We start from the raw sequence: 20251 nt of genomic DNA, 5'->3' as shown, positions 1-20251 counted from the left end.
AGCGGTGGGGTGGGGTGGGGTTCGGGCGCGCTGTGCACCGGGGGTGCGGCGCGCGGGGTCAGACCTGGGCGGCGCGGAGGACGTCGACGCTGCCGTAGCGGGAGCGGGCGCGGATCGTGACGGTTTCCTCGGCTCCTTCCGGGGCGCCGGACTCTGCGAGGGTGTTGCGGACCTGGCCTGCGCCCGAGTTGAGGTCGAGCCACGCGGCCGAGCCCTCGCGGACGCGGACGTCGATGGCGCCGTAGGAGGTCTCCAGCTGGACGGTGCCGCGGGCCACCTCACCGACGCGGACGGTGCCGTGCGCGGTGACCGCGGTGACGGAGTCCTCGGCGCGCCGGATCTCGATATCGCCGTTGGCGCCGTTCACGCGCAGTTCGCCGGTCACGGCGCCGACGACGGTGGTGCCGTGCGAGTTCTTCAGGACGGCCGGGCCGTCGAGGAGGCCGGCGCGCAGACTGCCGGAGCTGGTGGTCATCTCGGCGAGGCCCTCGACCCGGTCGACGCTGAGGGAGCCGTGGGAGGCGGTCAGGTTCAGCGGGCCGGTCTCGTCGAGGCGGACATCGCCGGAGGAGGTCTTCACCCGGACCTCGCCGAGCCGCCCCTCGCCGACCACCTGGGCCCAGGCGCCGGTCATGTCGATCCGGGAGCCCGTGGGCAGTTCGACGGTGACGTCGACGATTCCGGTCCGGCCGAGGATGCCGGGCTTGGGCGTCCGTACGGTGAGCAGTCCGTTCGTGTACGAGACCTCGGTCTGCTCGGCGGTCCGGGCGTCCAGCTCCTTCTTCGGCTCGCGGGCCCGGACGTCGACCACGGTGTCGGTGCGGTCGGTCGCGGTGAAGCGGATGGAGCCGCCCTCGACGTGCGCGGTGACCGAGATGGGCTGGGCGGTGGCGTAAGCAGGCATGGCTGTCCCGTCCTCGTGAGTCTGGGGTGCTGGGGTGGCGTCCCGGTCGGCGGGACGTGACGAAGGTGAAGTCGTGGGGTGGGGCGGGGCGCCCGGACAGGGCCTAGCGGGCCCAGCCGTGGAGGCTCTTTCCGCTGCCCCGGGGCGTCGTCTCCGGCGGCCGGGCCGTCCCGGGTCCGCGGTCGACCCGGGCGGACACGGCGCGTACCAGCCAGCCGTTGAGCGACAGCCCTTCGCGGGCCGCGGCCTCCTCGACCAGGGTCTTGAGGTAGGCGGGGAGCCGGAGGTTGACGCGGGCGGTGCTGCCGTCGTCGCCTTCGGCGGGTGCGGGGGCCCTGGACGGTTCGGCGGGCAGGGGCGTGGGCGTGAGCGTGGCGTCGTCGTGTGCGGTCGGCAGCGTCACGATGAAGTCGGGGTCGAGCCCGCGCAGCCGTACGTCGACCGAGCCGGGCGCCAGTTCGCGGGTGATCTCGTCCATGGCGGCGGAGAGCACGTGAAGCATGGCCAGGCGGGTCGCCGCCTCCAGCGGGGCGTTCAGCCGCTCCGCCAGCTCTCGGGAGTCTTCCCCGCCGGCCTCGCAGGCCGCCGCGAACTCGCGGCGAACGGTTTCGACGTACGGTGTGAGGTCCATGACGTCATCATGGCACCTTTATGGCGCCACACGCAAGCCCCTTGGCGCCCACCCTGCGCCCTGCTGGCACCAGACCGCACTGACCAGCAAAAACGCACCCTTGCCGCCCATAGGGCAGCTCAGCCGGAAGCCCCTGGGCACCCCTCGGGCCACACATTGGCGCCACGCGCCACCGATTGGCACCATCCTGCACCCCCTGGCGCCACACCCATCCCTTCCTCACTAGAGCGCTCGTTCTAGTGTCGTGCTACAGTCACGGCACCGCGCTGAATAGAGCGCTCGTTTTAGTCCTGGCAGAGCCGGCGAAGGAGCCCCCATGTCCGCATCCACCCCCGCCCCCGTCACCGTCATCGGCCTGGGCCCCATGGGAGCCGCCATGGTCGAGGCGTTCCTCGAAAGAGGCCATGAGGTCACCGTCTGGAACCGGACCCCGGCCCGCGCCGAACCCCTGGTCGCCCGGGGCGCGCGGCTCGCGGAGAGCATCGAAGCGGCGCTCGGCACGAATGAGCTGGTGATCCTGAGCCTGACCGACTACGACGCGATGGACGCGCTGCTGAAGCCGGTGGCGGGCGCGCTGGCCGGGCGGACGGTCGTCAACCTCAGCTCGGACACCCCGGAGCGGACCCGCGAGGGCGCCCGCTGGGTCACCGCCGCGGGCGCGGAGTTCCTGGCGGGCGGGGTCACCACCCCGCCGTCCGGGATCGGCGCCCCGGAGCGGACGTACACCTTCTACAGCGGCCCGCGGGACGCCTTCGACCGCCACCGGGACACCCTGGGCGTGCTGACCCGGCCCGACTACCGGGGCGAGGACCCGGGTCTCGCCGCACTGATGTACCAGATCGGGATGACCATGTTCTGGACGTCGATGCTGAGTTACTGGCAGGCGATCGCCCTGGCCGACGCGCACGGCCTGAAGGCGGCGGATGTGCTGTCGCACGCCCGGGAGACGTTCGCGTCGCTGGACATGTTCACCCCGTTCTACGCGGAGCGCATCGACGCGGGGAACCACGAGGGCGATGTGGACCGCCTCGCGATGGGAACGGCGAGCGTGGAGCATGTGCTGCACACGATGAAGGACGCCGGAGTCGACACGACGCTGCCGCAGGCGGTGGTGGACCTCTTCCGCCGGGGCATCGCGGAGGGCGGCGCGGCGGACAGCTTCTCCGGACTGGTGGAGCTGATGAAGGCGGGGAAGTAGCGGGGACGCCGGTCCGGCAGTCAGCGGTGCCGGCCGTCCGTGGCCGCCGCGACGCGTTCCGAGGTCTCGTCGGAGTGGTCACCGGCGGTCCGGCTGGCGGCCAGCCAGGAGCGGGCGGGGCCGGGGGTGGCGGCCGTGTCCACGGTGAGGTGGAGGAGGGTGTCACCGTTCGGTCCGGGATAGCTGCGCTGTTCCGCTCCGGCGAAGCAGCGGCGGAGCGCCTCCGCCACAGCTCGGGCGGCTTCGGGGGTGCGCGCGGTGATGCGGACCTCGGCGTGTCCGGGCGACGGCAGTGTCCGGGTCTCGATGTGCTTCATGCGGGATGTCCCTTCGGGTGGGCGGCAAGGATGCGGCGCAGGTGGAACTCAGCTGCCGCTTCCGGGCGGTGGCAGGGCGGAGCGGCCCGCCGGATTCCCGGAGGAGGTCAGGAAGGCCCCGCCTTCGTCCTCCCAGGTGGACTCCCGGCGCACGGCGTCCCGGATACCGCGCCCGATGACGCCTTCGTCGGCCATCAGGACGCCCGCGGTGAGGACGCTGCCCGGCACCGCCGCGGCGGCCATCAGCCGGGCGGCGGCTGCGGGTGCGGTCTCGGGCGGAATGACGAGCAGGTCCCAGCGGCCGGCGGTGTAGGAGAGCAGAAGGAGCTTGTCGGGGTCCTGTTCGGTGAACCAGCCGACGTGGATCTTGCGCCCGCCCATGGCGACCGTGCGCGGGACGACGGGCCAGCGGGTGGGGTTCACGGCGACGCGGGTGATGCGCCCCCAGACCCCGTCGAGTGCCGCCGCGAGTGGGGGAAGCTCGGCTTCGAGATCGCGGGAGCGGGGCCACCAGGCGCCGTCCAGCAGACCGGCGAGGGTGGTCTTCGGTGTGAGGGACAAGCGTGCCGGGAGCTCTGTGGCGAGGTCGCGGGGCACGGTCCGGTCGAGGATGGTGGTCATGGTGCGGACCTGCCTCTGGGCTGTCTGTCGACGGCCCGGCGTAGGCGATCGCCGGAAATGACACCCGCGTGGAAGTGGGTGTGCGAAGTACTCCCGGTGTCTTCAGGGTACGCCTGTCAGGGCGCCCACGACCGGCGCGACCAGGTATTTTCCGCCTGGGGGGAGTATCGTGAAACGACGACGGGCTCGTGCCCGCGGCCGACCGGGCACCGATGTCGACATCGGTGCGGATCTGCGGTGACGCGGGCCGCGCCCGGTAGAGGGACGGATCCCATGGCCGACTCGGACAGTTCTCACACGCCCCCGCCGCTGCTTCTGCCGGATGCGATCCACCGGGCGGTCAAACCGGGTGCGGCACTGCTGCGGCTGGAGACGAAGCGGTCCCGGGAGGGTCTCCTGGACGGCGCGTGGTGGCCGCGGACCCGCGATATCGAGACCGAGCTGCCCGCGTTGATCAGGGTGTTGAGTGAGCATCTGGGGCCGATCACCAGGGTGGGCGTGGACTCGTCCGCCTGGGACGAGGTCCCGACCCGCCTGATCGTGGACGACCAGGTGGTCCACCTCGACTCCGACCCGGTCGGGGACGACACGGTCCTCATCACCCGTGGCGACAACGACCACTTCGCGCTGCTGTTGGTCCCTCCGGACACGGGGGCGGACGCCGCCCGCGAAGCCATGGCACGCGCCGTCCACGCGGACAACATCACCCAGGCCGCGCAGATCCTCCTGGTGGCCACGGCACCCGAACCCGAGTAGGAAGTCCGTTCAGATCACCGGTGGGCGTCCCAGGCGGGTCATCCGCCGGACCGTGCGCCATCGGATGGGCCTGCGGGGCGGACACGGAGTGCGTACGCCTTCGAAGAATCCGGACCACCAGGCCTTGAGGCCCTCCCTCGGCGGCCTCTGCTTCATGGTGTACGCCGCCCACGTCATCAGATACACCGGCACCAGGACCGCGGGCAGACGGCGCTTGGCCAGCCACACCCGGTTGCGGGCGGTATTGCGGTAGTAGACGGCATGCCGGGACGCCTCGGTACGGGGATGGCGGAGCACCATATCGGCGCGGTAGTGGATGTCCCAACCGGCGTCCAGGGCACGCCAGGCGAAGTCGGTCTCCTCGTGCGCGTAGAAGAACGGGGCGGGGAACTCCCCGACTTCGTCGATCACGCTCATACGGATGGCATGGCCCCCGCCGAGATAGGTGGTGACCGGCCCGGACCTCAACGGATCGGAGGCACCCAGGCGGGGTACGTGCCTGCGCTGGGTGAGGCCCTCCTCGTCGGCGATACGGAAGCTCACGATCCCCAGCCGGGGCTCGGCGGCAAATGCTTCCCTGACCAGTTGCAGGGTGTCGGTCCGGGGGAGGAACCCGTCGTCGTCGAGTACCACGACCACATCGACGCCGCCGTGCTGCCGCAGCCACTCGACCCCGGCGTTCCGGCCGCCCGGGACCCCGAGATTCTCCGGAAGCTCGACACCTTCCGCCCAGACCGGCAAGTCGGGTAGCCCCACACCTTGCCCCAGCACGACCACCGAGGCAGCCTCACCGTCCTGCCCGACCACCGAATCAAGAAGAGCGCGCAGTTCCGGCTCACGGTCCCCCATGGTCAGAACGATCACGCCGAGGGTCGGATTCATGGTGCCCTTCACGCGGTGGCTCGCAGGAGTTCGGTGACGCTCGTGTCCAGAGGTTCACATTGCACTCAGCCGCGTCGGCTTGCCCCTTCGGGCCAGACGATGTCCACGGGGATACCGGCAGCCTGCGCTTCGAGGACCGTATCGGCGGTGCCGCCGCCCTTCCCGGAGGGCGGCGTGCCGTCCCATACGGCGACGAGCCGCTCGGCGCGGGCCAGCAGTTCACGGTTGGCGGACTCGTAGGCGGTCCGGTCGGCGGTCTCGTTCGGCAGGACGACGACCTCGGCCGCGGCCCCGTGCAGCCGGTCGAAGAGCTCCGCGTGCCCCGGCTTCACCTTGGCCGCCCGGTAGTCCCGCGACGGCACGACGACCACCAGCCGCCCGCCCGCTTCCAGCACGGCCTCGGCAAAAAGGCTGTCGGCACCGGCCGCGATGCACGACACCCCGGTCAGCCCGTTACCCCGCCCGGCAAGCAGTTCCCGCAGGGCAGCACGGACCAGAGCCACACTCTCCTCGGTCAGGTCCATATGCCCCGTCACAGCCATGGTCACCATGCCGTGTCACCCTTCCGCTCACCGGCGCGCCCGTACGGCGTCCGTGTACAACTCTCGTGTCAGATCGCCCTCGTCGATGCCGAGGCTCGTGAGCACCGAGCGCACATCCGCCGGCGCCGCGGCCACATCGGCCTCCGCGACGATGGTCTCCACTTCGAGGAAGGGTGCCGCCCAGCTCAGGGAAACGATAGCCGCGTCCGTGACACCGGCCCTGGCCGCCTGCCGGTCGACGGACTCCATGAGTTCGTCGTTCTTGACCTCGAAAACCAGCACGTCAGTTCCGTCCGATCAGGGGTGCAAGTTCCCGTAGTGGCATGGGATGTCAGCTGTCAGCGGCGGGTTTTCTGTCGTAGGAGGCCAGGGTGGCCTTCGTGGTGGAGGCGTCTTCGAAGGTCAGTGTCCAGGGGCCGGTGTTGATGTCGAAGTCCTTTCCGAAGCCGACCCATTTGCCGGCCATGCGGCGGCCGGTCGGTTCGACGAGGAGCTGTACGGCCCCGTGGTAGCGGGCGCCCCGGTAGTAGCCGTCCGCTGCGGTCTGCTCGGTCCAGGTGCCGGTGACGACATGGCCGTCGACGTGGAGGTCGATGGTGAGAGGGGAGTCGGAGGAGCCGGGCAGGCTGCGGACGGTGAGACGGTCGCCGTGCTGGAGGATCACCACATAGTGCAGTCCGGTGTGGGTGGCGTCACGGCTGCTGGAGTAGTACTCGTAGCGGGACAGCCAGACGCCCGAGTAGTTGCGGTGGGCCGTGGCCGGGGCGTTGTGGGGCATGGCCGCAGGAGTGGCCCGTGCGGTCGGTGAGGTGCCGGGGCTGCTCGGCTCGCTGTCTCCGGCGGGTCCGGTGTCGGTCACACGGGCTATCACGATCCCGTCGAAGCCGAGGGCGTCGATGGGCAGTCCGGTGACCGCTTCGAGGGCACGGGCGTAGACGGCGCGTGGTGCGGTGGTCGTGCCCGACTCCCATCTCTGGACCAGGCGCTTGTTGGCATCGTTGGGCTGGCCTGCGCGGATTCCGGCCTCGCGGACCGCGCGGGCGAAGTCGTCCTGGGACATGAGCAGGCCCATACGGACCGCCCGGAGCGCGCTGTTCGGGGTCGCCATGCGAGCACGGTACGCCCACCGACCCGGCAATGACACCGATTTGACGCCTTCCATGCCGCCGGAATGTCGCCTTCAGCGACGCCGCGCAACGGAGCGTGTCCGGTCCATCGTGTTTCCGTGACCATCACCGACGACGGCCGACTGTCCGGCAGGTGCCCTCCGGACGGCGGACAGAGAGTTCTGATGACGCTTCGTGTCTCCCGGGACTCGGGCCGGACCTGGGGACCGCACACGGTCGTCCATGCCGACGCCGCCCGCGACCTCCCACCCGAGCCGCTGCGCTTCCCGCCCTGCCGCTGCCCCCGCTGCCGACACAGCCCGGAGGACGACCATGGGCAATGAGCCCGCCGCCGTTCCGGATCCCGAGTACTGCGTCTACTGCGACCGGCCGGTCGAGCGGTCCGAGGAGAACCTCGTGATGCTCGGGTTCTCCGCGTCCGGGGCGCGGCCCTCCCTCTACGCGCATCCCGAGTGCCCGGCCCCGCGCAAGATCCCCCAGCGCACCGGCCGCTGAAGGCTCCCGTACGCGCCGCAGCCCCCAATGCCCCGCGTACGGGACACAGGTCCCGGCCCCGCATACGACCCCCGGCACGGGGCCGGGACCGCCCAAGCCACGTACACACAAACGCCCCGACAGACCGCAGCAACGGTCCGTCGGGGCTCAACCGACCAGCTACGCAAGGAGCTGATCCGTCGTATGCGAAACCCTATCCACCGGGCCCTCAACCGGTTACGGACTCTCCTCAACCCGCCAACCCTCGTCCCGGCACCGCCACCGCGTACCGACCCCTGGACCCGGCCCTGGACCAGCCCCGACCAACACCAGGCACAGGCCATCCTCCAAGCCCGGGCCCGCCGCCGCAGGCTCATCGTCGCGCCGTACGGGATCCGGCTCGAACAGCCCGTCGCCGTACGCGCCTCCCGCCCCGGACCCGCCTGGACCTGGGTCGGATGAACCTCGAAGGCCTCCTGGCCAAACCCCCGGACCCCGTCACCGCCCCCTGCTGCATCTGCGGACGCACCACCACCGCACCCGTCGAAGTCCACCCCTGTACCGCCTTGTCGGTGGGTGGGCCTAGCATCCCGTCGCATCACCGATCGCACGCACAAGCGGCCACGGGGGCACATCGGTGGACGGTTCACTCGCGCGCGGCCGAACGCGGTACGCGGCAGGGCAGGAACGAGGAGCATGACCATGGACGAAGCCACCACCCCCGGCAGACCGGACGGCGTGCCCGCCGAGGCCGGGTGGGACGAGGAGGAGCCGGGGTGGACCCTGGGGGCGACCGGGGAGCGGGGGAAGACCGGGGAGTGGCGCTGCTGGCGGGCCGACGGGACCTTCGTCGAGACCAGCACCTGGGTCGACGGGAAGATGCACGGGCCGCAATTCCGCTACCACGACGACGGATCCGTCGCGAGCGAAGGGCCGTGGGAGGACGGGAAGCGGACCACCATGGTGCTCCACCGCGCGGACGCCCCGTCCCAGGAGACCGTCATGGCCGAGCTGCCGGAGTCGATCCGGCGTCTGGTCCAGGACTTCGACGAGGACGGGTACTTCGTCCGGCAGCGCTTCTACACCGCCGACGGATCCGAGGTCGATCTCGACGGGGAGCCGATACCTCCCCTCCCTGCCGGTGTGCCGGAGGGCGCCCAGCACGCCACCCGGCACCGGCACTGGTACTTCCAGCGCTTCAAGCCGGGCGGTGAGGAGCCGAAGGTCGGGCTGCACCGGTTCTGGGAGAGCGACGGCCGGTTCAAGGCCGCCGAGTACTACGACCTCGAAGGCAAGCAGCTGGCCCGGATCAACACGACCGCCGGCTGCCAGGGCAATCCGCTCGTCGAGGCGGACCTGGCCGGGGACGAGCGGGCGGTGGAGGAGTGTCTCGCCCTCGGGCTCGGCAGCTCGCCGGGCGCCGCGCTGCACGCCGCTTCCGAGGGGCGGTCCGCCCTCGCCCTGCGGCTGCTGAGCGGGGACACCGGCGCGCCCCGGGGCGAATTCACGGATCCGCGCGACGAGCCCGAGCGGCTGGAGGTCGTCCCGGACGACGCCGTGTGGATCGCGGGTCTGAAGTCGTGGGCCGTCGGTGAGGTCGACCCGGCGACCGGCGCCGCCCTCGGCACCTGGCGGCTGTGGAAGGACATGTCGTTCAGCGAGGCGCGGGTCGAGCCGATCGTGGTCGAGTTCAGGGACGGCCGCCCGGCCCGGCGCCGCGAGTGGGTGGCGTGGCGGCACGAGTGGCCGTCCGAGGAGTGGACGTACGGCCCCGACGGCATGGTCCTGCTGTACCGGAAGTACGACCGGGGGCAACTGGAGAAAGAGACCGAGGCACTGCCCGAAAACGATGGCGCGTTCGTCCAGCGGCGCTTCTCCAAGGACGGTGCCGTGAAGGTCGAGCGCACCACGCGGGGCGAGGACCTGGTGTCCGAGGTGTGGTTCGACGAGGACGGGACGCGCCTGGCCGAAGTCGTACCGTCCGAGATCGTGGTGGACGACGAGCCGGTCGAGTGGTGGCGCGGTCTGGACGCCTCCGGCGCGGTGATCGCGGAGGGCGCGGTCCTGCCGGGTCTCCGGGGCGGGCCGGTGGGGCGGTGGAAGCTGTACGGCGTCGACGGCCCGGACGGCACCGAACGCGCCGTGACCGATTTCGAGGGGCTGGAGGTACGGCGCAGCGGCGACCTGGGGCAGTTCGCGCACGCCGTGCACGCCTGGCGGACCATGCCGGTGCCGGAGGCCCTCGCGGGCGTCGACGACGTCGAGTGGAGTGACTACGAGACCTTCTTCGGCGGCAGTGACGCTTTCCCCTTCCTGCTCAAGGGGCTCGCCGTTCCGGACCCGCTCGCCTCCGGCCACGCCTTGGGCACGATCTGGGACACCGTGCTGCACCAGCACACGATCTCCGAGATCGCCGGTCCGGCGCTGCGGTTCGTGATCGCGCTGCTGGAGGCCCGGCCCGAGGAAGAGGACCTGCTGAACTTCCTGCTGCATGTCGTCACCCGGGACGGCAGCCTGGGTGCCGCCGGGGATTTGAAGAGGCTGTACGCCGAGGCCGCCGGGGCGGAGGATCCCGCGGACTTCTTCGGGAAGAACGGCGTGGAGCCCGCCTACCACGAGATCTGCACCCGGCTCGGCGCCGCGACTCCGACGTGGGCCCGGCTCGCCGCCGGGGGCCCCGGCATCTCCCGGGAGGCCCAGCAGACCGCGTTCCATCTGCTGGCCGCCGCCCCGGGCGAGGCCGCCGCGGCCGCCCTGCGGGACCGTCTCGCCGCCGAGGCCGCACCGGAAGGCGGCGAGCGGGACCGGGAGAACCTCGGTGATCTGCTGCTCTGCCTGGGCCTCGCGCCCGGCGACGAGACCCGAGCCCTGGTGGAGCCGTTCCTCGGGGACGAGGATCCGCTGCTCGCCTTCTGCGCCGCGCTGACCTGGGTCCGGATCGGCGGGAACCCGCTGCCGAACGCGCTGCCGCTGCTCACCTCCGCCGTCGGCGACACCACCGGCCTGGACGGCTACGGGGCGCACTGGTTCGCGGAGGGCTCCGCGTCCGCCGATGCGCTCGACGTGCTGTCCCAGCTGCCGCCCGAGCACTCCCAGGGCTGTCTGGACGAGATGTGCGCCCTGCTGGACGGGGCGAACTCGTTCACCGCCCCCTCCCTGGCCCGGTCCCTGCTCGACATCGTCTTCCCCGAGGAGGCCTACCAGGACGGCGCCCCGCTCACGGCCGACCAGCGCCGGGTGGTCCTGGCGGTCGCCGCGCACGCAGGTGACGGCAGCGTGATCAACGTCGACTTCAACGAGGTGCTCCGCTACAACAACCTGCCGTGCACGGCCGAACTGCTGCGGGCGCTCCCCGAGCAGGAGTGAGGACGGGCCCCGCGCCCGTACCGCACGGCTGCGGACGGGCCCGGGGCCGGTGCTCGGGTCAGCGCAGAGTGCCCGGGGCCGGTGCTCGCGTCAGCGCAAGGTGCCCGGGGCCGCTTCCGCGATCGCCGGGTGGACCGGCTCCGCGGAACCGCCGGCCGGGGCCGGGTCCTTCGCGCAGGTCACGTCCTTCGCGGGCAGGGTGCCGCCGACCAGATAGGCCGTCGTCAGATCATCCGCGCAGGCGCTCCGCTTGGCCTGGTACACCCCGTGGCCCTCGCCCTCGTCGACCGTCACCAGACGGGCGTTCTTCATATGGGACCGCAGCCCCTGCGCGCCGATGAGCGGGGTCTGCGAGTCCCACTCGTTCTGGAGGATCAGCGCGCCGACGCCGTTCCGCACCCGGGTGGGCTTCTCCACGGGCTTGTCCCAGAAGGTGCAGGGCGTGACGTTGAACGCATGGTCGCCGTAGAGGGGGTAGCGGGCGGCGTTCCGTTCGGCGGCGGCGCGGTAGCCCTGGACGTTACGGGTCCAGGGCGCGTCGCCGCAGGTGATGGCGGTGAAGGAGGAGTGGCCGTTGTCGTCCATGGCCATACCGGCGCCGGGGAAGCCCGGCACGGTCTCGCCCGCCGCCGCCTTCCGCACCGAGACCACCAGTTCGGACGCTTCCTTCAGCGAGTAGAAGGCCGGCCGCAGGGCCGAGCGGAGCTGTGCGCCGTCGTAGCGGTGCTCGCCGATGAGGACCGGCTTGCGGTCGGCCTGCCGGACCAGCTTCCAGAAGGTACGGGACACCTCAGCGGGCGTGGTGCCGAGACCGTACCGGTCGGCGTTCTTCGCCGCCCACTCCGTCCAGCGGCTGAAGGCGCGCTGCCCCTCCGTGGCGTACAGATGGGTGTCCTTCTGCCAGGCCAGATCGGGGTCGACGGCACTGTCCAGCACCATGCGGTCGGTGCGGTGCGGGAACATCTCGGCGTAGACGGCGCCCAGATACGTGCCGTACGAGTACCCCAGGAAACTGGTCTTCCGCTCGCCGAGCGCGGCACGGATGGCGTCCATGTCCCGGGCCGTGTTGCGGGTGTTGAAGTGGAGGATGTCGTCCCCGTACTTCGCCCGGCACTTCTCGGCGACGCCCCGGAACTCCGTCACGGTCCGCTGGAAGGTCTCGGGCTTGTACGGAAGCCACGGCTGCCGCTGCTCCGGCGGCAGCTCGCAGGTGAGGGGGGTGCTGGCACCGACACCGCGGGGGTCGAAGCCGATCACGTCGTACCGGTCGGTGACCGCCTTCGGCAGCGGCGCCTCGGTGTCCCACGGCATGCCGAGCCCGGAGCCGCTGGGGCCGCCCGGGTTGAGGAGGAGGATGCCCCGGCGCAGGTCCGGGTCGCCCGCGGTACGGCGGGAGATCTCGACGTCGACGGTGGGGCCGCCGGGCTTGCGGTAGTCCAGCGGCAACTTGAGCGTGGCGCACCGGGCGGATGCGGGCAGCGGCGGATCGCACCGCTTCCAGTCCGGGGCGGTCTGCTGCGTCCCCGCGTCGGCGGGGGCGGCGATCGCGGGGGCGGCACCGAGGGCCGGGGCGAGACCTGCCAGCACGCCGACGGCAAGGGCGGGCGCAAGGACCCGTCGTTTCTGCATGGGACATGCTCCGTTTCCGGAGAGGGGGGTGGTGGGTGACACCAACCACCCTTCCGTCCGCCGCCGCGGGAAGGGATCAGGCGCTGGTAGGGACGTGGTCGCCCGGGAGACGTAAAGAATCCGCGGACGATCTCCCCCTCCGGTCGTATACCGGGAGCGGGGCAAAACGCGTCCCGGCACAGCTTGTTGGGCCCGGCACAGGAGGGTGACCCCGTCCGGGAGGGAGGGTCCCGCCCCGGCCCGCACCCCCGTGCCGGGCCGGGGCCGGACCCCCCGTATCTCTATGCGTCAACCACCACAGGAAATGTCACGCTCCGGCCGCTCCCCCGTCAGCAGGAACTTCGTCACCACCGCGTCCCCGCAGGGGTTCCGGATCCCCAGATAGACCCCGTGGCCGCCGCGTTCGACCGTCACCAGCCGGGCCCGGTCGCCCAGTGCCCGCTGCATCGCCAGGGCTCCGGAGTGCGGGGTCGCCGGATCCCTGCGGGCTTGGATCATCAGGATGTTGGCAGGCCCTTCACCGGTGATCCGGACCGGCTTCTCCCGGTCCGGGTTCTGCCAGAACGCGCACGGCGCGATGTTCGCGGGCAGACCGCCCGTGAGGGGATACCGCGCCCGGTCCGCGGCGACCCGCCGCTCGTATCCGGCGACCGAACCGGGCCACGTCACGTCGTTGCAGATCACCCCCATGAATACGGCTGCATCCTGGTCGGAGAGGGGCTTCTTCACATCGCCCGGTATCGCCACGACGGCCGCCGGGTCCCGGGCGTCCCGGATCAGCCTCGCCAGGACCGGGAAGGAGTTGTCGTTGTAGAGCGCGCCCCACAGGGTGTGCCGCAGGATCGCGCCGTCCAGGGCGATGCCTGCGGTGTCCGTACGCTCCTTCGGCTGCCGCTCCAGCCGTTCGGCGAGTGCGACGACCAGCGACCGGACCTCTTCGGGCCGTGCGGCGAGCCGCAGCCCCGGCTCCTGCCCGGGCGCCTCCCGGGCCGGGTCGGACGCCCAGGCCGCGAAGTCGGCGAACCGCTCCTCCACCGCCGGTCCGGCGTTCGCCAGCCAGCGGCGGGCGACCCGCCGGTGGTCCGGGTCGCCGCTGCTGTCGAGGACCACCCGGTCGGTGCGGTGCCCGAAGCGCTCCGCGTAGATCGCGGTCACATAGCTGCCGTACGAGTTCGACCAGACCGACACCTTCTGCTCGCCCAGCGCCTGCCGGAACCGGTCCAGGTCCCGGGCCTGGTTCAGGGAGCTGAGGCTGCGCACCGCGGCGCCGCCGTTACGGGCGCAGGCCTCCGCGATCCGCCGCGACCGCGCCACGTTCTCCGAGATATCGCCGCCCGCGCCCGGCCAGGAGCGCAGCTTGTCCACCCTCCGGTCCTTCTCGTCGATCCCGCAGGCCGCCTTCGAACTGCCGCCCACACCCCGCGGGTCGAAGGCCACCAGGTCGTAAGCGCCGCCGAGCTGGACCTGCAGCGCCGGTGCCTTCTGCGTCAGCCGCTGCACCCCCGAGTTGCCCGGTCCGCCGGGCACCACGACCAGGGTTCCCCGCCGCTCCCCGGGCGATGTGCTGAGGATCCGGGAGACGGCCAGCTGCATCGTCGGGCCGTGCGGTGCGCGGTAGTCGACGGGGACGGTGAGCTGCGCGCACTCCTGGCCCGGCGGGCCGCCGGGCTGGACGCAGGGGGTCCAGGTCAGTACGGGCACGGCGGCCCGGGCGCCGGAGGCGGGGGCGGGCGCGGCTTGGGCGGTGGTGCCGCCGGTCAGGACGGCCGAGGCCAGGGTGGCGCCCGACAGCAGAAGGGCGGTACGCGCCCGGCCGCTGCCGCGTAAGGGGTGCCCCGCCGGTCCGTGGTTGTCGGTGGTGCCGTGGTCGTCGGTGGTGCCATGGTTGTCGGTGGTGCCGTGGTTGTCGGTGGTGCCGTGGTTGTCGGTGGTGCCGTGGTTGTCGGTGGTGCCGTGGACGTTGCTGGTGCCGCGGTTTCCGATCATGCATCCAGCCTTCCGGGAACGGACCGCCCGTCCCATCCGGCTGCCGGGCCGAACCGTTCTCGGGTTAACCCCCCTCGCCGTGATTTCCTCACCATCACGCACCGACAATCCCGGCGGAACCCACCGGAACACCGGGCCGGAGAGCGCCACCGGACCACCCGCTGGACCACCCCCGTACCGCCAATCATGAAGTCACCGTGAAGCCCGCCCTTTTTGTTCGCTTTCCGAACCGTAGAGTCGCCCGGTAGCGGAGGGACATCCGTCAGTGACGGGGGAGTTCACCAGGGGAGGAGCCGTCGTGACGTCACGCATTCTGGTCGCCGAGGACGACGTCAAGCAGGCCCGGCTGATCCGGATCTATCTGGAGCGCGAGGGCCATGACGTCCAGGTCGTCACCGACGGCCGGAGCGCCATCGACCGGGCCAGAACCACCCGGCCCGACCTGATCGTCCTCGATGTGATGATGCCGCTCGTCGACGGCCTCAACGTCTGCCGCGTACTGCGGATGGAATCCCCGGTGCCCATCCTGCTCCTCACCGCCCGCGCCACCGAGGAGGACCTCCTCCTCGGCCTCGACCTCGGTGCCGACGACTACATGACCAAGCCCTACAGCCCCCGCGAGCTGGCCGCCCGGGTGCGCGCCCTGCTGCGCCGCGCGAACGCCGTACCGCCCGCCGCCGCGGTGCTGCGGGTGGGGGTGCTGGAGATCGACCCCGACCGGTACGAGGTGCGGCTGGCGGGGGTGCCGATCCCGCTGACCGGGAAGGAGTTCGCGATTCTGCACGTCCTGGCGCAGTCACCGGGCCGGGTGTTCACCCGGGCCCAGATCATCGACCGGGTCTTCGGCTTCGACCAGGGCGTCCTGGTGCGGACCGTGGACGCGCACGTGATGAACCTGCGGCGGAAGCTGAAGGCCGACGGCCGCTTCCCCCGGGTCGTGGAGACGGTCTACGGGCGCGGTTACCGCCTCATCGCGCCGCAGGAGGACGACCCGGAGCCCGAGGGGTCCCGAGTGCCTGAAGGCACGGCGGAGCTTCCCGGCTCCTGGGCCGCGGCGTCCTGGACCGGGGACTCCAGGTCCGAAGGCCCCTGGTCGGCGGGCTCCAGGACCGAGGCCTCCTGCTCCGGTGCCGTCCGCGACCGCGCCCCGCAGCCCCGCCCGCGCTCCGCCCCCTTCCCCGGAGCCGGTGACTTCACCCCGTGAGCTTCCGCCTCCGCGCCCTCGTCCTGCTGCTCTTCGTCGCCTGCACCGCGAGTGCCGCGACCGCCTGGCTGACCTGGCGGCAGACGACCGACGCCGTGGAGCAGAGCGTGACCGCCGGTCTGGCCGAGGAGATCCGGATCACGGCCGGACTGCGGCAGTACGGCGCCACCCACGGCACCTGGGAGGGCGTCGCGACCGCCGTGCACGCCCTGGCCCGGGACACCGGGCAGCGGATCCACGTCACCACCGGGGACGGTGACCTGCTCGCGGACTCCGACGCCCTGGACGGCCGCGCACCGCGCCCGCCGGGGGACCGCACTCCGGTCCTGGTCGATGCGCTGCCCGACTTCCGCCCGCCCGCCGCCACCGGCCGGGTCCACCGGATGGAGACCACGCTCCGCGAGATCGGCGCGTACATCACCGGTATGCGGTACGCGGCCTGTCTCACCCGCTCCGGGGCCGATCCCGTGGTCAGCTTCACCCCGAGCGGCACCCCGTCGGTACGGACCGATCCGTCCCGCCCCCAGTGTCCCCGGGCCAAGGTGCCCGAGGCGCGTGCGTCGGTACGGGACACGGCCCAGGCGTGCATGGGCCGCGATACGGCGGGCATCGACCCCTGCCTCCAGCAGGTGTTCCGGGACAACGTCCGGGGCGTCGTACCGCCCCGGCTCACCGTGCGGCTCGGGGTGGGGAACGAGCCGCCGCCCTCCCCCGGGGCGAAGCCGGCCGCGGGCGTCGCGGCGGGCGTGGCACTGGCCGTCGCGGCGGCCGCGCTGCTGCTGAGCCGGGCCGTGCTCGGTCCGGTCCGGGCGCTGACGGAGGCGACCCGTTCCCTCGGCGAGGGCGACCTCGGACGCCGGGTCCCGGTCACCGGCCGGGACGAGATCGCGGAACTGGCCCGCGACTTCAACCGGATGGCCGCTTCGCTCCAGCGCTCCGAGGAGCGCCAGCGCCGGATGACCGGCGATATCGCCCATGAACTGCGGACCCCCCTGGCCAATCTCCGCGGCTATGTGGAGGCCCTTCAGGACGGCTATGTGGAGGCCACCCCGGAGCTGCTGGACTCCCTCCACGAGGAGGTCATGCTCCAGAAGCGGATCGTCGACGACCTCCAGCAGCTGGCGCTCGCGGAAGCGGGCGCCCTCACGTACCACCGCAGCGAGACGGACCTGGGCGAGCTGCTGGAGACCTGCCGTACCGCCCAGCTCGCGCGGGCCGAACCGACCGGGGTCGCGCTCCTCGTCGAACCCGCCGACCACGGACCGCCGGTCCTGGTCCACGCCGATCCGGACCGGCTCCGCCAGGCCGTCGGCAATCTGGTCGTCAACGCCATCCGGGCGACACCGTCCGGCGGCAGCGTGACGCTCGCCCTGGAAGCCCGTGGTCCGCAGGCCGTGATCCGGGTCCGGGACACCGGCCACGGAATCCCCGCCGACGACCTTCCGCACCTCTTCGACCGCTTCTGGCGGGCCGACGCGGCCCGCGGCCGGCTGACCGGGGGCAGCGGCCTCGGTCTGTCCATCGTCCGTCAGATCGTCCACGACCACGGCGGCACGGTGCGGGTGGAGAGCGCGGTGGGCACGGGCACGACGTTCACCGTCGTCCTGGACCGCCTGTGAAGGACCCGGCCCTCAGAACCCGTACGGGGTCTGCGAAAGCGGTACGGGCACGAGGGGGCGCATGCAGAAGCCCGACCGGGCGGCGGCCGGCCGGGCTTCCGAAGGTGCCGCCCCACCACCGGGAGGGCGGTGGAGGGGCGGAAAGAGGGTGAGGAACAGGCTGCTACCGGTGGGGGTCGGTCGGGAAACCGGGGTGCCGGGCCGGGCCTACGGGTCCGGGGGCGCTCTTCCCCCGTCCCGCGGGCCGTCTCCTCCGGATCCCGACGGGCTCACGCCGGATCCGGAAGAGAGGTTCAGCCCGGTCCGACACCCCACCCCGGGTCCGCCGTCCATCCGTGGCCGCCCCCGTGCGGCACGGACGCCGGGGCCCCCGTGATGCGGTCCGGTCCGTCTCCCACAGCCGTTCCACCTCCCCGACGGCCCGGCTCTCCCGGGCCGGACACGAGGACGGTAGGCCCCAACCGTTGAAGAACCTTTGAAGAGCCGTTGAAGAACCCGTCAGGAGCCGACGGAGCACGGAAGCACCCACCGGCAGCCCGCCGGGGATGAGTACGTCTACTCAGGCGCCGCCGCACCGGCCGGCCCTACCGTCGGCCCATGCGCACCGGTATCCAGCGACAGCGGCGTCCGCGCCCGCGTACGGCGGCCGTCGCGGCGGTCATCGCCGCCCTCGTCCTCGGGGCGGCGGGCACCGCCGTCCTCACCACCGGGCCCGTCGCCGACCGGCTGTGGCGCGGCCGGCCCTATCCGGCCGCCGATCCGGACACCGCGGCCGAGCGGCTCCAGGACCGCTCCCGGCGGGTCCACGCCGATCTCCGCGCCGCCGGGCTCCCCGCGTCCCCTCCGGACCCGGGCGACAACACCCTGCGCTCCACCCGCTGCCCGGTCCGGGCGGCCGTCTCCACGGAGCGCACCGACCGGTCGGCGGTCGGAGTCCGCCATATCTGGGCCTACGGCGGGATGGACGGCGCCGCGGCGCGCGAGGCCCTGCGCCGGGCCGGGGAAGGGCTGCGGGCCGACGGCTGGGAGGCGGGGTTCGCGTACGACGACGAGGCCGGCGGGCGCGGCGGGGTGGGCGCGCGCTACGAGGACCCGGACACCGGGGACGTCGTCTCCCTCCAGTGGAGCCTGCCCGCGGGCCTGCTCCGGGTCGACGCCGAATCGCCGTGCCGCACAGTGCCCGGCGGGCATCCGAAGGCGACCGGGAAGCCGGTGGAGTGGACCCCGCAGGCCCCGTTCGGGCCGTGAGACCACCAAGAGGAGTGAGGAGTGCGGATCCGGATACTGTTCCCGGGAGCCCCGCGGCGGGAAGACCGCCGTCATGACGCACCCCGCCGACCGGCCGCAGCCCGCACCCGTACCCCTACCCGCACTCCTTCCGGCGCCCTGCGTACCGGAGGCGCCCGACGGGTTCTACGACGACGAGGACACCCGCGCCCTCACCGTACGGATCGCCCCCTACCCCGGCATGGCCGCGAACGACGTCGTCACCGTCCACTGGCGGACCCGGGACGGCCTCCACAGGGAACCGCTGCGGGTCCCCGGACACCGGGTGGGGGCGGCCGTCACGGTCCGGATGGCCGGTCCGTACCTCAGCAGCGCGACGACCCTCGTCCACTACGAAGTGGAGTACGTCACCGGGGGTACGGCGGTCTCGGAGCCCCTCACCCTCAACGACCGCTGAACGGCGGCCCTCCGGATCCCCGCCCGCCCTACCGTCGTCACCACCGGTGACACCGGTGCCCGACCGGCACGCATGGCCGGACGGTCGCCGGGGCACTGAAACCGCAGGAAACCCGCCCCGGATCTTCCGGCGGCCCCGCAGAACCGGCCCCGGACCCTCCCGGGGCCCCGCAGAAGGAGCGCCACCGTGCCCGTCATCCGCCGCATCCGGCACGCCGTGCGCCGGGCCTACCGGCCCAAGGTCGACCTCTCCCATCCACGGCGCTCCCCGCTCGGCAGCTCGGTGATCAACGCCGTGGTGTACGAGGACGGGCGGCGCCGGCCCTGCGACGGCACCGCGGCGGACGCCCTCCGCCAGGTCCGCAAACGCGGGCGCGGCTTCGTCTGGGTCGGCCTCCACGAGCCCACCGACCTCGAATTCGCCGTCTACGCGGAGACGTTCGGCCTCCATCCGCTGGCCGTCGAAGACGCCGTCCACGCCCATCAGCGCCCCAAGGTCGAGCGGTACGGGGACACCCTCTTCGCGGTCTTCAAGACCTGCGTCTACGTGGCCCACGAAGAGCTGACGGCGACCAGTGAAGTCGTCGACACGGGCGAGCTGATGGTCTTCACCGGACCCGATTTCGTGATCACCGTCCGGCACGGGCGGCACGGCTCACTGGGCCCGCTGCGCGAGAACCTCGAATCCTCGCCCCAGCGGCTCGCCCGGGGCCCCGGCGCGGTGCTGCACGCCATCGCGGACCAGGTCGTCGACGACTACCTCGCGGTCGCCGACGCGGTCCAGGAGGACGTCGACGCCGTCGAGAACGTCGTCTTCAGCGAACGGTCCCAGCGCGGCGACTCGGGACGGATCTACCAGCTCAAACGCGAACTGCTGGAACTCCGCCGCGCGGCAGGCCCGCTGGAGCGCCCGCTGCTCGGCCTCGCGACCCGCCCCGAACCGCCGGTCGACCCGGACATGCAGCCGTACTTCCGCGACGTCGTCGACCATCTCGTCCGGCTCAACGAGCAGATCGCCGGATACGACGGACTGCTGGACTCGATACTCCAGGCCCATCTGGCGCAGGTGACCGTCGTCCAGAACGCGGATATGCGCAAGATCACCGCCTGGGCCGCGATCATCGCCGTACCGACGATGGTGTGCGGGGTATACGGCATGAACTTCGAGCACATGCCGGAGCTGAAGTGGCGGTACGGCTATCCCCTGGTCCTCGGGATCATGGCGGCCGCCTGTGTGGTGATCCACCGCAGCTTCCGCCGCAACGGCTGGCTCTGACCGGGGAGGTGGGCGGGTCCGGCCCGCCCGCCGCCG

19 protein-coding genes and 1 pseudogene are annotated in these 20251 nt (G+C 72.2%); 10 read left to right on the top strand and 10 right to left on the bottom strand.

Annotated elements, in window-relative coordinates:
- Positions 1-58: 58 nt before the first annotated feature.
- Both B7R87_RS16795 and B7R87_RS16790 read right to left on the bottom strand, forming a co-directional pair.
- The gene (locus tag B7R87_RS16795; RefSeq protein WP_006347887.1) at positions 59-904 is read right to left on the bottom strand and encodes a DUF4097 family beta strand repeat-containing protein; all 846 of its coding nucleotides are present in this window, start codon (positions 902-904) and stop codon (positions 59-61) included.
- 103 nt (positions 905-1007) lie between these two features.
- A complete protein-coding gene (locus B7R87_RS16790; RefSeq protein ID WP_006347888.1) occupies positions 1008-1535 on the bottom strand; it encodes a hypothetical protein in 528 nt (175 codons plus the stop codon).
- Between the two features lie 316 nt (positions 1536-1851).
- Between B7R87_RS16790 and B7R87_RS16785 the strand changes: the two genes are divergently transcribed.
- On the top strand, positions 1852-2733 hold the full coding sequence (locus B7R87_RS16785) for an NAD(P)-dependent oxidoreductase (protein WP_006347889.1): 882 nt from the start codon (positions 1852-1854) through the stop codon (positions 2731-2733).
- Between the two features lie 20 nt (positions 2734-2753).
- Here B7R87_RS16785 and B7R87_RS16780 read toward each other — a convergent pair whose 3' ends face one another.
- Together B7R87_RS16780 and B7R87_RS16775 are read right to left on the bottom strand one after the other, a co-directional pair.
- Positions 2754-3050 carry a hypothetical protein gene (locus tag B7R87_RS16780; RefSeq protein ID WP_006347890.1) on the bottom strand — a complete coding sequence of 99 codons (297 nt, stop codon included), beginning with the start codon at positions 3048-3050 and terminating at the stop codon, positions 2754-2756.
- A 48-nt stretch (positions 3051-3098) separates the two neighbouring features.
- Positions 3099-3671 (bottom strand): DUF5994 family protein, encoded by a 573-nt coding sequence (locus B7R87_RS16775; protein ID WP_006347891.1) that lies wholly within the window; start codon positions 3669-3671, stop codon positions 3099-3101.
- Between the two features lie 273 nt (positions 3672-3944).
- Between B7R87_RS16775 and B7R87_RS16770 the strand changes: the two genes are divergently transcribed.
- Positions 3945-4427 (top strand): DUF5994 family protein, encoded by a 483-nt coding sequence (locus B7R87_RS16770; RefSeq protein ID WP_006347892.1) that lies wholly within the window; start codon positions 3945-3947, stop codon positions 4425-4427.
- Positions 4428-4436: 9 nt separating this feature from the next.
- Here the strand turns inward: B7R87_RS16770 and B7R87_RS16765 are convergent, their stop codons facing one another.
- From B7R87_RS16765 to B7R87_RS16745, 4 genes are all read right to left on the bottom strand, one after another.
- Positions 4437-5309: a glycosyltransferase family 2 protein gene (locus B7R87_RS16765; RefSeq protein WP_006347893.1), complete on the bottom strand. Its 873-nt coding sequence runs from the start codon at positions 5307-5309 to the stop codon at positions 4437-4439.
- Between the two features lie 65 nt (positions 5310-5374).
- On the bottom strand, positions 5375-5860 hold the full coding sequence (locus B7R87_RS16760; protein ID WP_040915423.1) for a hypothetical protein: 486 nt from the start codon (positions 5858-5860) through the stop codon (positions 5375-5377).
- A gap of 18 nt (positions 5861-5878) precedes the next feature.
- Positions 5879-6133 (bottom strand): hypothetical protein, encoded by a 255-nt coding sequence (locus tag B7R87_RS16755; RefSeq protein WP_006347895.1) that lies wholly within the window; start codon positions 6131-6133, stop codon positions 5879-5881.
- Between the two features lie 49 nt (positions 6134-6182).
- Positions 6183-6959 (bottom strand): helix-turn-helix domain-containing protein, encoded by a 777-nt coding sequence (locus tag B7R87_RS16745; RefSeq protein ID WP_006347896.1) that lies wholly within the window; start codon positions 6957-6959, stop codon positions 6183-6185.
- A 331-nt stretch (positions 6960-7290) separates the two neighbouring features.
- On the opposite strand from B7R87_RS16745, the gene B7R87_RS16740 reads away from it, so the two are divergent.
- The 3 genes from B7R87_RS16740 (at position 7291) to B7R87_RS16730 (ending at position 10818) form a co-directional block, all read left to right on the top strand.
- Positions 7291-7473, top strand: coding sequence for a hypothetical protein (locus tag B7R87_RS16740; protein WP_006347897.1), 183 nt, complete (start codon positions 7291-7293; stop codon positions 7471-7473).
- Positions 7474-7656: 183 nt separating this feature from the next.
- Positions 7657-7914 carry a hypothetical protein gene (locus tag B7R87_RS16735; protein ID WP_078902236.1) on the top strand — a complete coding sequence of 86 codons (258 nt, stop codon included), beginning with the start codon at positions 7657-7659 and terminating at the stop codon, positions 7912-7914.
- Positions 7915-8148: 234 nt separating this feature from the next.
- A complete protein-coding gene (locus B7R87_RS16730) occupies positions 8149-10818 on the top strand; it encodes a toxin-antitoxin system YwqK family antitoxin (RefSeq protein ID WP_006347898.1) in 2670 nt (889 codons plus the stop codon).
- Positions 10819-10908: 90 nt separating this feature from the next.
- On the opposite strand, the gene B7R87_RS16725 is transcribed toward B7R87_RS16730, so the two are convergent.
- Together B7R87_RS16725 and B7R87_RS16720 are read right to left on the bottom strand one after the other, a co-directional pair.
- A complete protein-coding gene (locus B7R87_RS16725; RefSeq protein WP_006347899.1) occupies positions 10909-12447 on the bottom strand; it encodes an alpha/beta hydrolase in 1539 nt (512 codons plus the stop codon).
- Positions 12448-12735: 288 nt separating this feature from the next.
- Positions 12736-14433: an alpha/beta hydrolase gene (locus B7R87_RS16720; protein ID WP_006347900.1), complete on the bottom strand. Its 1698-nt coding sequence runs from the start codon at positions 14431-14433 to the stop codon at positions 12736-12738.
- A gap of 298 nt (positions 14434-14731) precedes the next feature.
- Here B7R87_RS16720 and B7R87_RS16715 point away from each other — a divergent pair.
- From B7R87_RS16715 to B7R87_RS16695, 5 genes and pseudogenes are all read left to right on the top strand, one after another.
- Positions 14732-15433, top strand: a pseudogene (locus B7R87_RS16715) (response regulator transcription factor); the annotation flags it as partial.
- 200 nt (positions 15434-15633) lie between these two features.
- Positions 15634-17256 carry a sensor histidine kinase gene (locus B7R87_RS16710; protein WP_006347902.1) on the top strand — a complete coding sequence of 541 codons (1623 nt, stop codon included), beginning with the start codon at positions 15634-15636 and terminating at the stop codon, positions 17254-17256.
- A gap of 597 nt (positions 17257-17853) precedes the next feature.
- A complete protein-coding gene (locus B7R87_RS16705) occupies positions 17854-18504 on the top strand; it encodes a hypothetical protein (RefSeq protein ID WP_130584977.1) in 651 nt (216 codons plus the stop codon).
- Positions 18505-18577: 73 nt separating this feature from the next.
- Positions 18578-18940 (top strand): hypothetical protein, encoded by a 363-nt coding sequence (locus tag B7R87_RS16700; RefSeq protein ID WP_006347904.1) that lies wholly within the window; start codon positions 18578-18580, stop codon positions 18938-18940.
- Positions 18941-19126: 186 nt separating this feature from the next.
- Positions 19127-20215: a magnesium and cobalt transport protein CorA gene (locus B7R87_RS16695; protein ID WP_006347905.1), complete on the top strand. Its 1089-nt coding sequence runs from the start codon at positions 19127-19129 to the stop codon at positions 20213-20215.
- Positions 20216-20251: the final 36 nt, after the last annotated feature.

Source organism: Streptomyces tsukubensis (assembly GCF_003932715.1).
Lineage (GTDB): Bacteria > Actinomycetota > Actinomycetes > Streptomycetales > Streptomycetaceae > Streptomyces > Streptomyces tsukubensis.
This window is presented reverse-complemented; position numbering and strand designations above follow the sequence as displayed.

Excerpts from the sequence above, each read along its gene's own strand:
- B7R87_RS16770 (WP_006347892.1), top strand. The coding sequence starts at position 3,945 with ATGGCCGACTCGGACAGTTCTCACACGCCCCCGCCGCTGCTTCTGCCG.
- B7R87_RS16780 (WP_006347890.1), bottom strand. The coding sequence starts at position 3,050 with ATGAAGCACATCGAGACCCGGACACTGCCGTCGCCCGGACACGCCGAG.
- B7R87_RS16725 (WP_006347899.1), bottom strand. The coding sequence starts at position 12,447 with ATGCAGAAACGACGGGTCCTTGCGCCCGCCCTTGCCGTCGGCGTGCTG.
- B7R87_RS16775 (WP_006347891.1), bottom strand. The coding sequence starts at position 3,671 with ATGACCACCATCCTCGACCGGACCGTGCCCCGCGACCTCGCCACAGAG.
- B7R87_RS16730 (WP_006347898.1), top strand. The coding sequence starts at position 8,149 with ATGACCATGGACGAAGCCACCACCCCCGGCAGACCGGACGGCGTGCCC.
- B7R87_RS16785 (WP_006347889.1), top strand. The coding sequence starts at position 1,852 with ATGTCCGCATCCACCCCCGCCCCCGTCACCGTCATCGGCCTGGGCCCC.
- B7R87_RS16790 (WP_006347888.1), bottom strand. The coding sequence starts at position 1,535 with ATGGACCTCACACCGTACGTCGAAACCGTTCGCCGCGAGTTCGCGGCG.
- B7R87_RS16700 (WP_006347904.1), top strand. The coding sequence starts at position 18,578 with ATGACGCACCCCGCCGACCGGCCGCAGCCCGCACCCGTACCCCTACCC.
- B7R87_RS16735 (WP_078902236.1), top strand. The coding sequence starts at position 7,657 with ATGCGAAACCCTATCCACCGGGCCCTCAACCGGTTACGGACTCTCCTC.
- B7R87_RS16745 (WP_006347896.1), bottom strand. The coding sequence starts at position 6,959 with ATGGCGACCCCGAACAGCGCGCTCCGGGCGGTCCGTATGGGCCTGCTC.
- B7R87_RS16720 (WP_006347900.1), bottom strand. The coding sequence starts at position 14,433 with ATGATCGGAAACCGCGGCACCAGCAACGTCCACGGCACCACCGACAAC.
- B7R87_RS16740 (WP_006347897.1), top strand. The coding sequence starts at position 7,291 with ATGGGCAATGAGCCCGCCGCCGTTCCGGATCCCGAGTACTGCGTCTAC.
- B7R87_RS16795 (WP_006347887.1), bottom strand. The coding sequence starts at position 904 with ATGCCTGCTTACGCCACCGCCCAGCCCATCTCGGTCACCGCGCACGTC.
- B7R87_RS16705 (WP_130584977.1), top strand. The coding sequence starts at position 17,854 with ATGCGCACCGGTATCCAGCGACAGCGGCGTCCGCGCCCGCGTACGGCG.
- B7R87_RS16760 (WP_040915423.1), bottom strand. The coding sequence starts at position 5,860 with ATGGTGACCATGGCTGTGACGGGGCATATGGACCTGACCGAGGAGAGT.
- B7R87_RS16765 (WP_006347893.1), bottom strand. The coding sequence starts at position 5,309 with ATGAATCCGACCCTCGGCGTGATCGTTCTGACCATGGGGGACCGTGAG.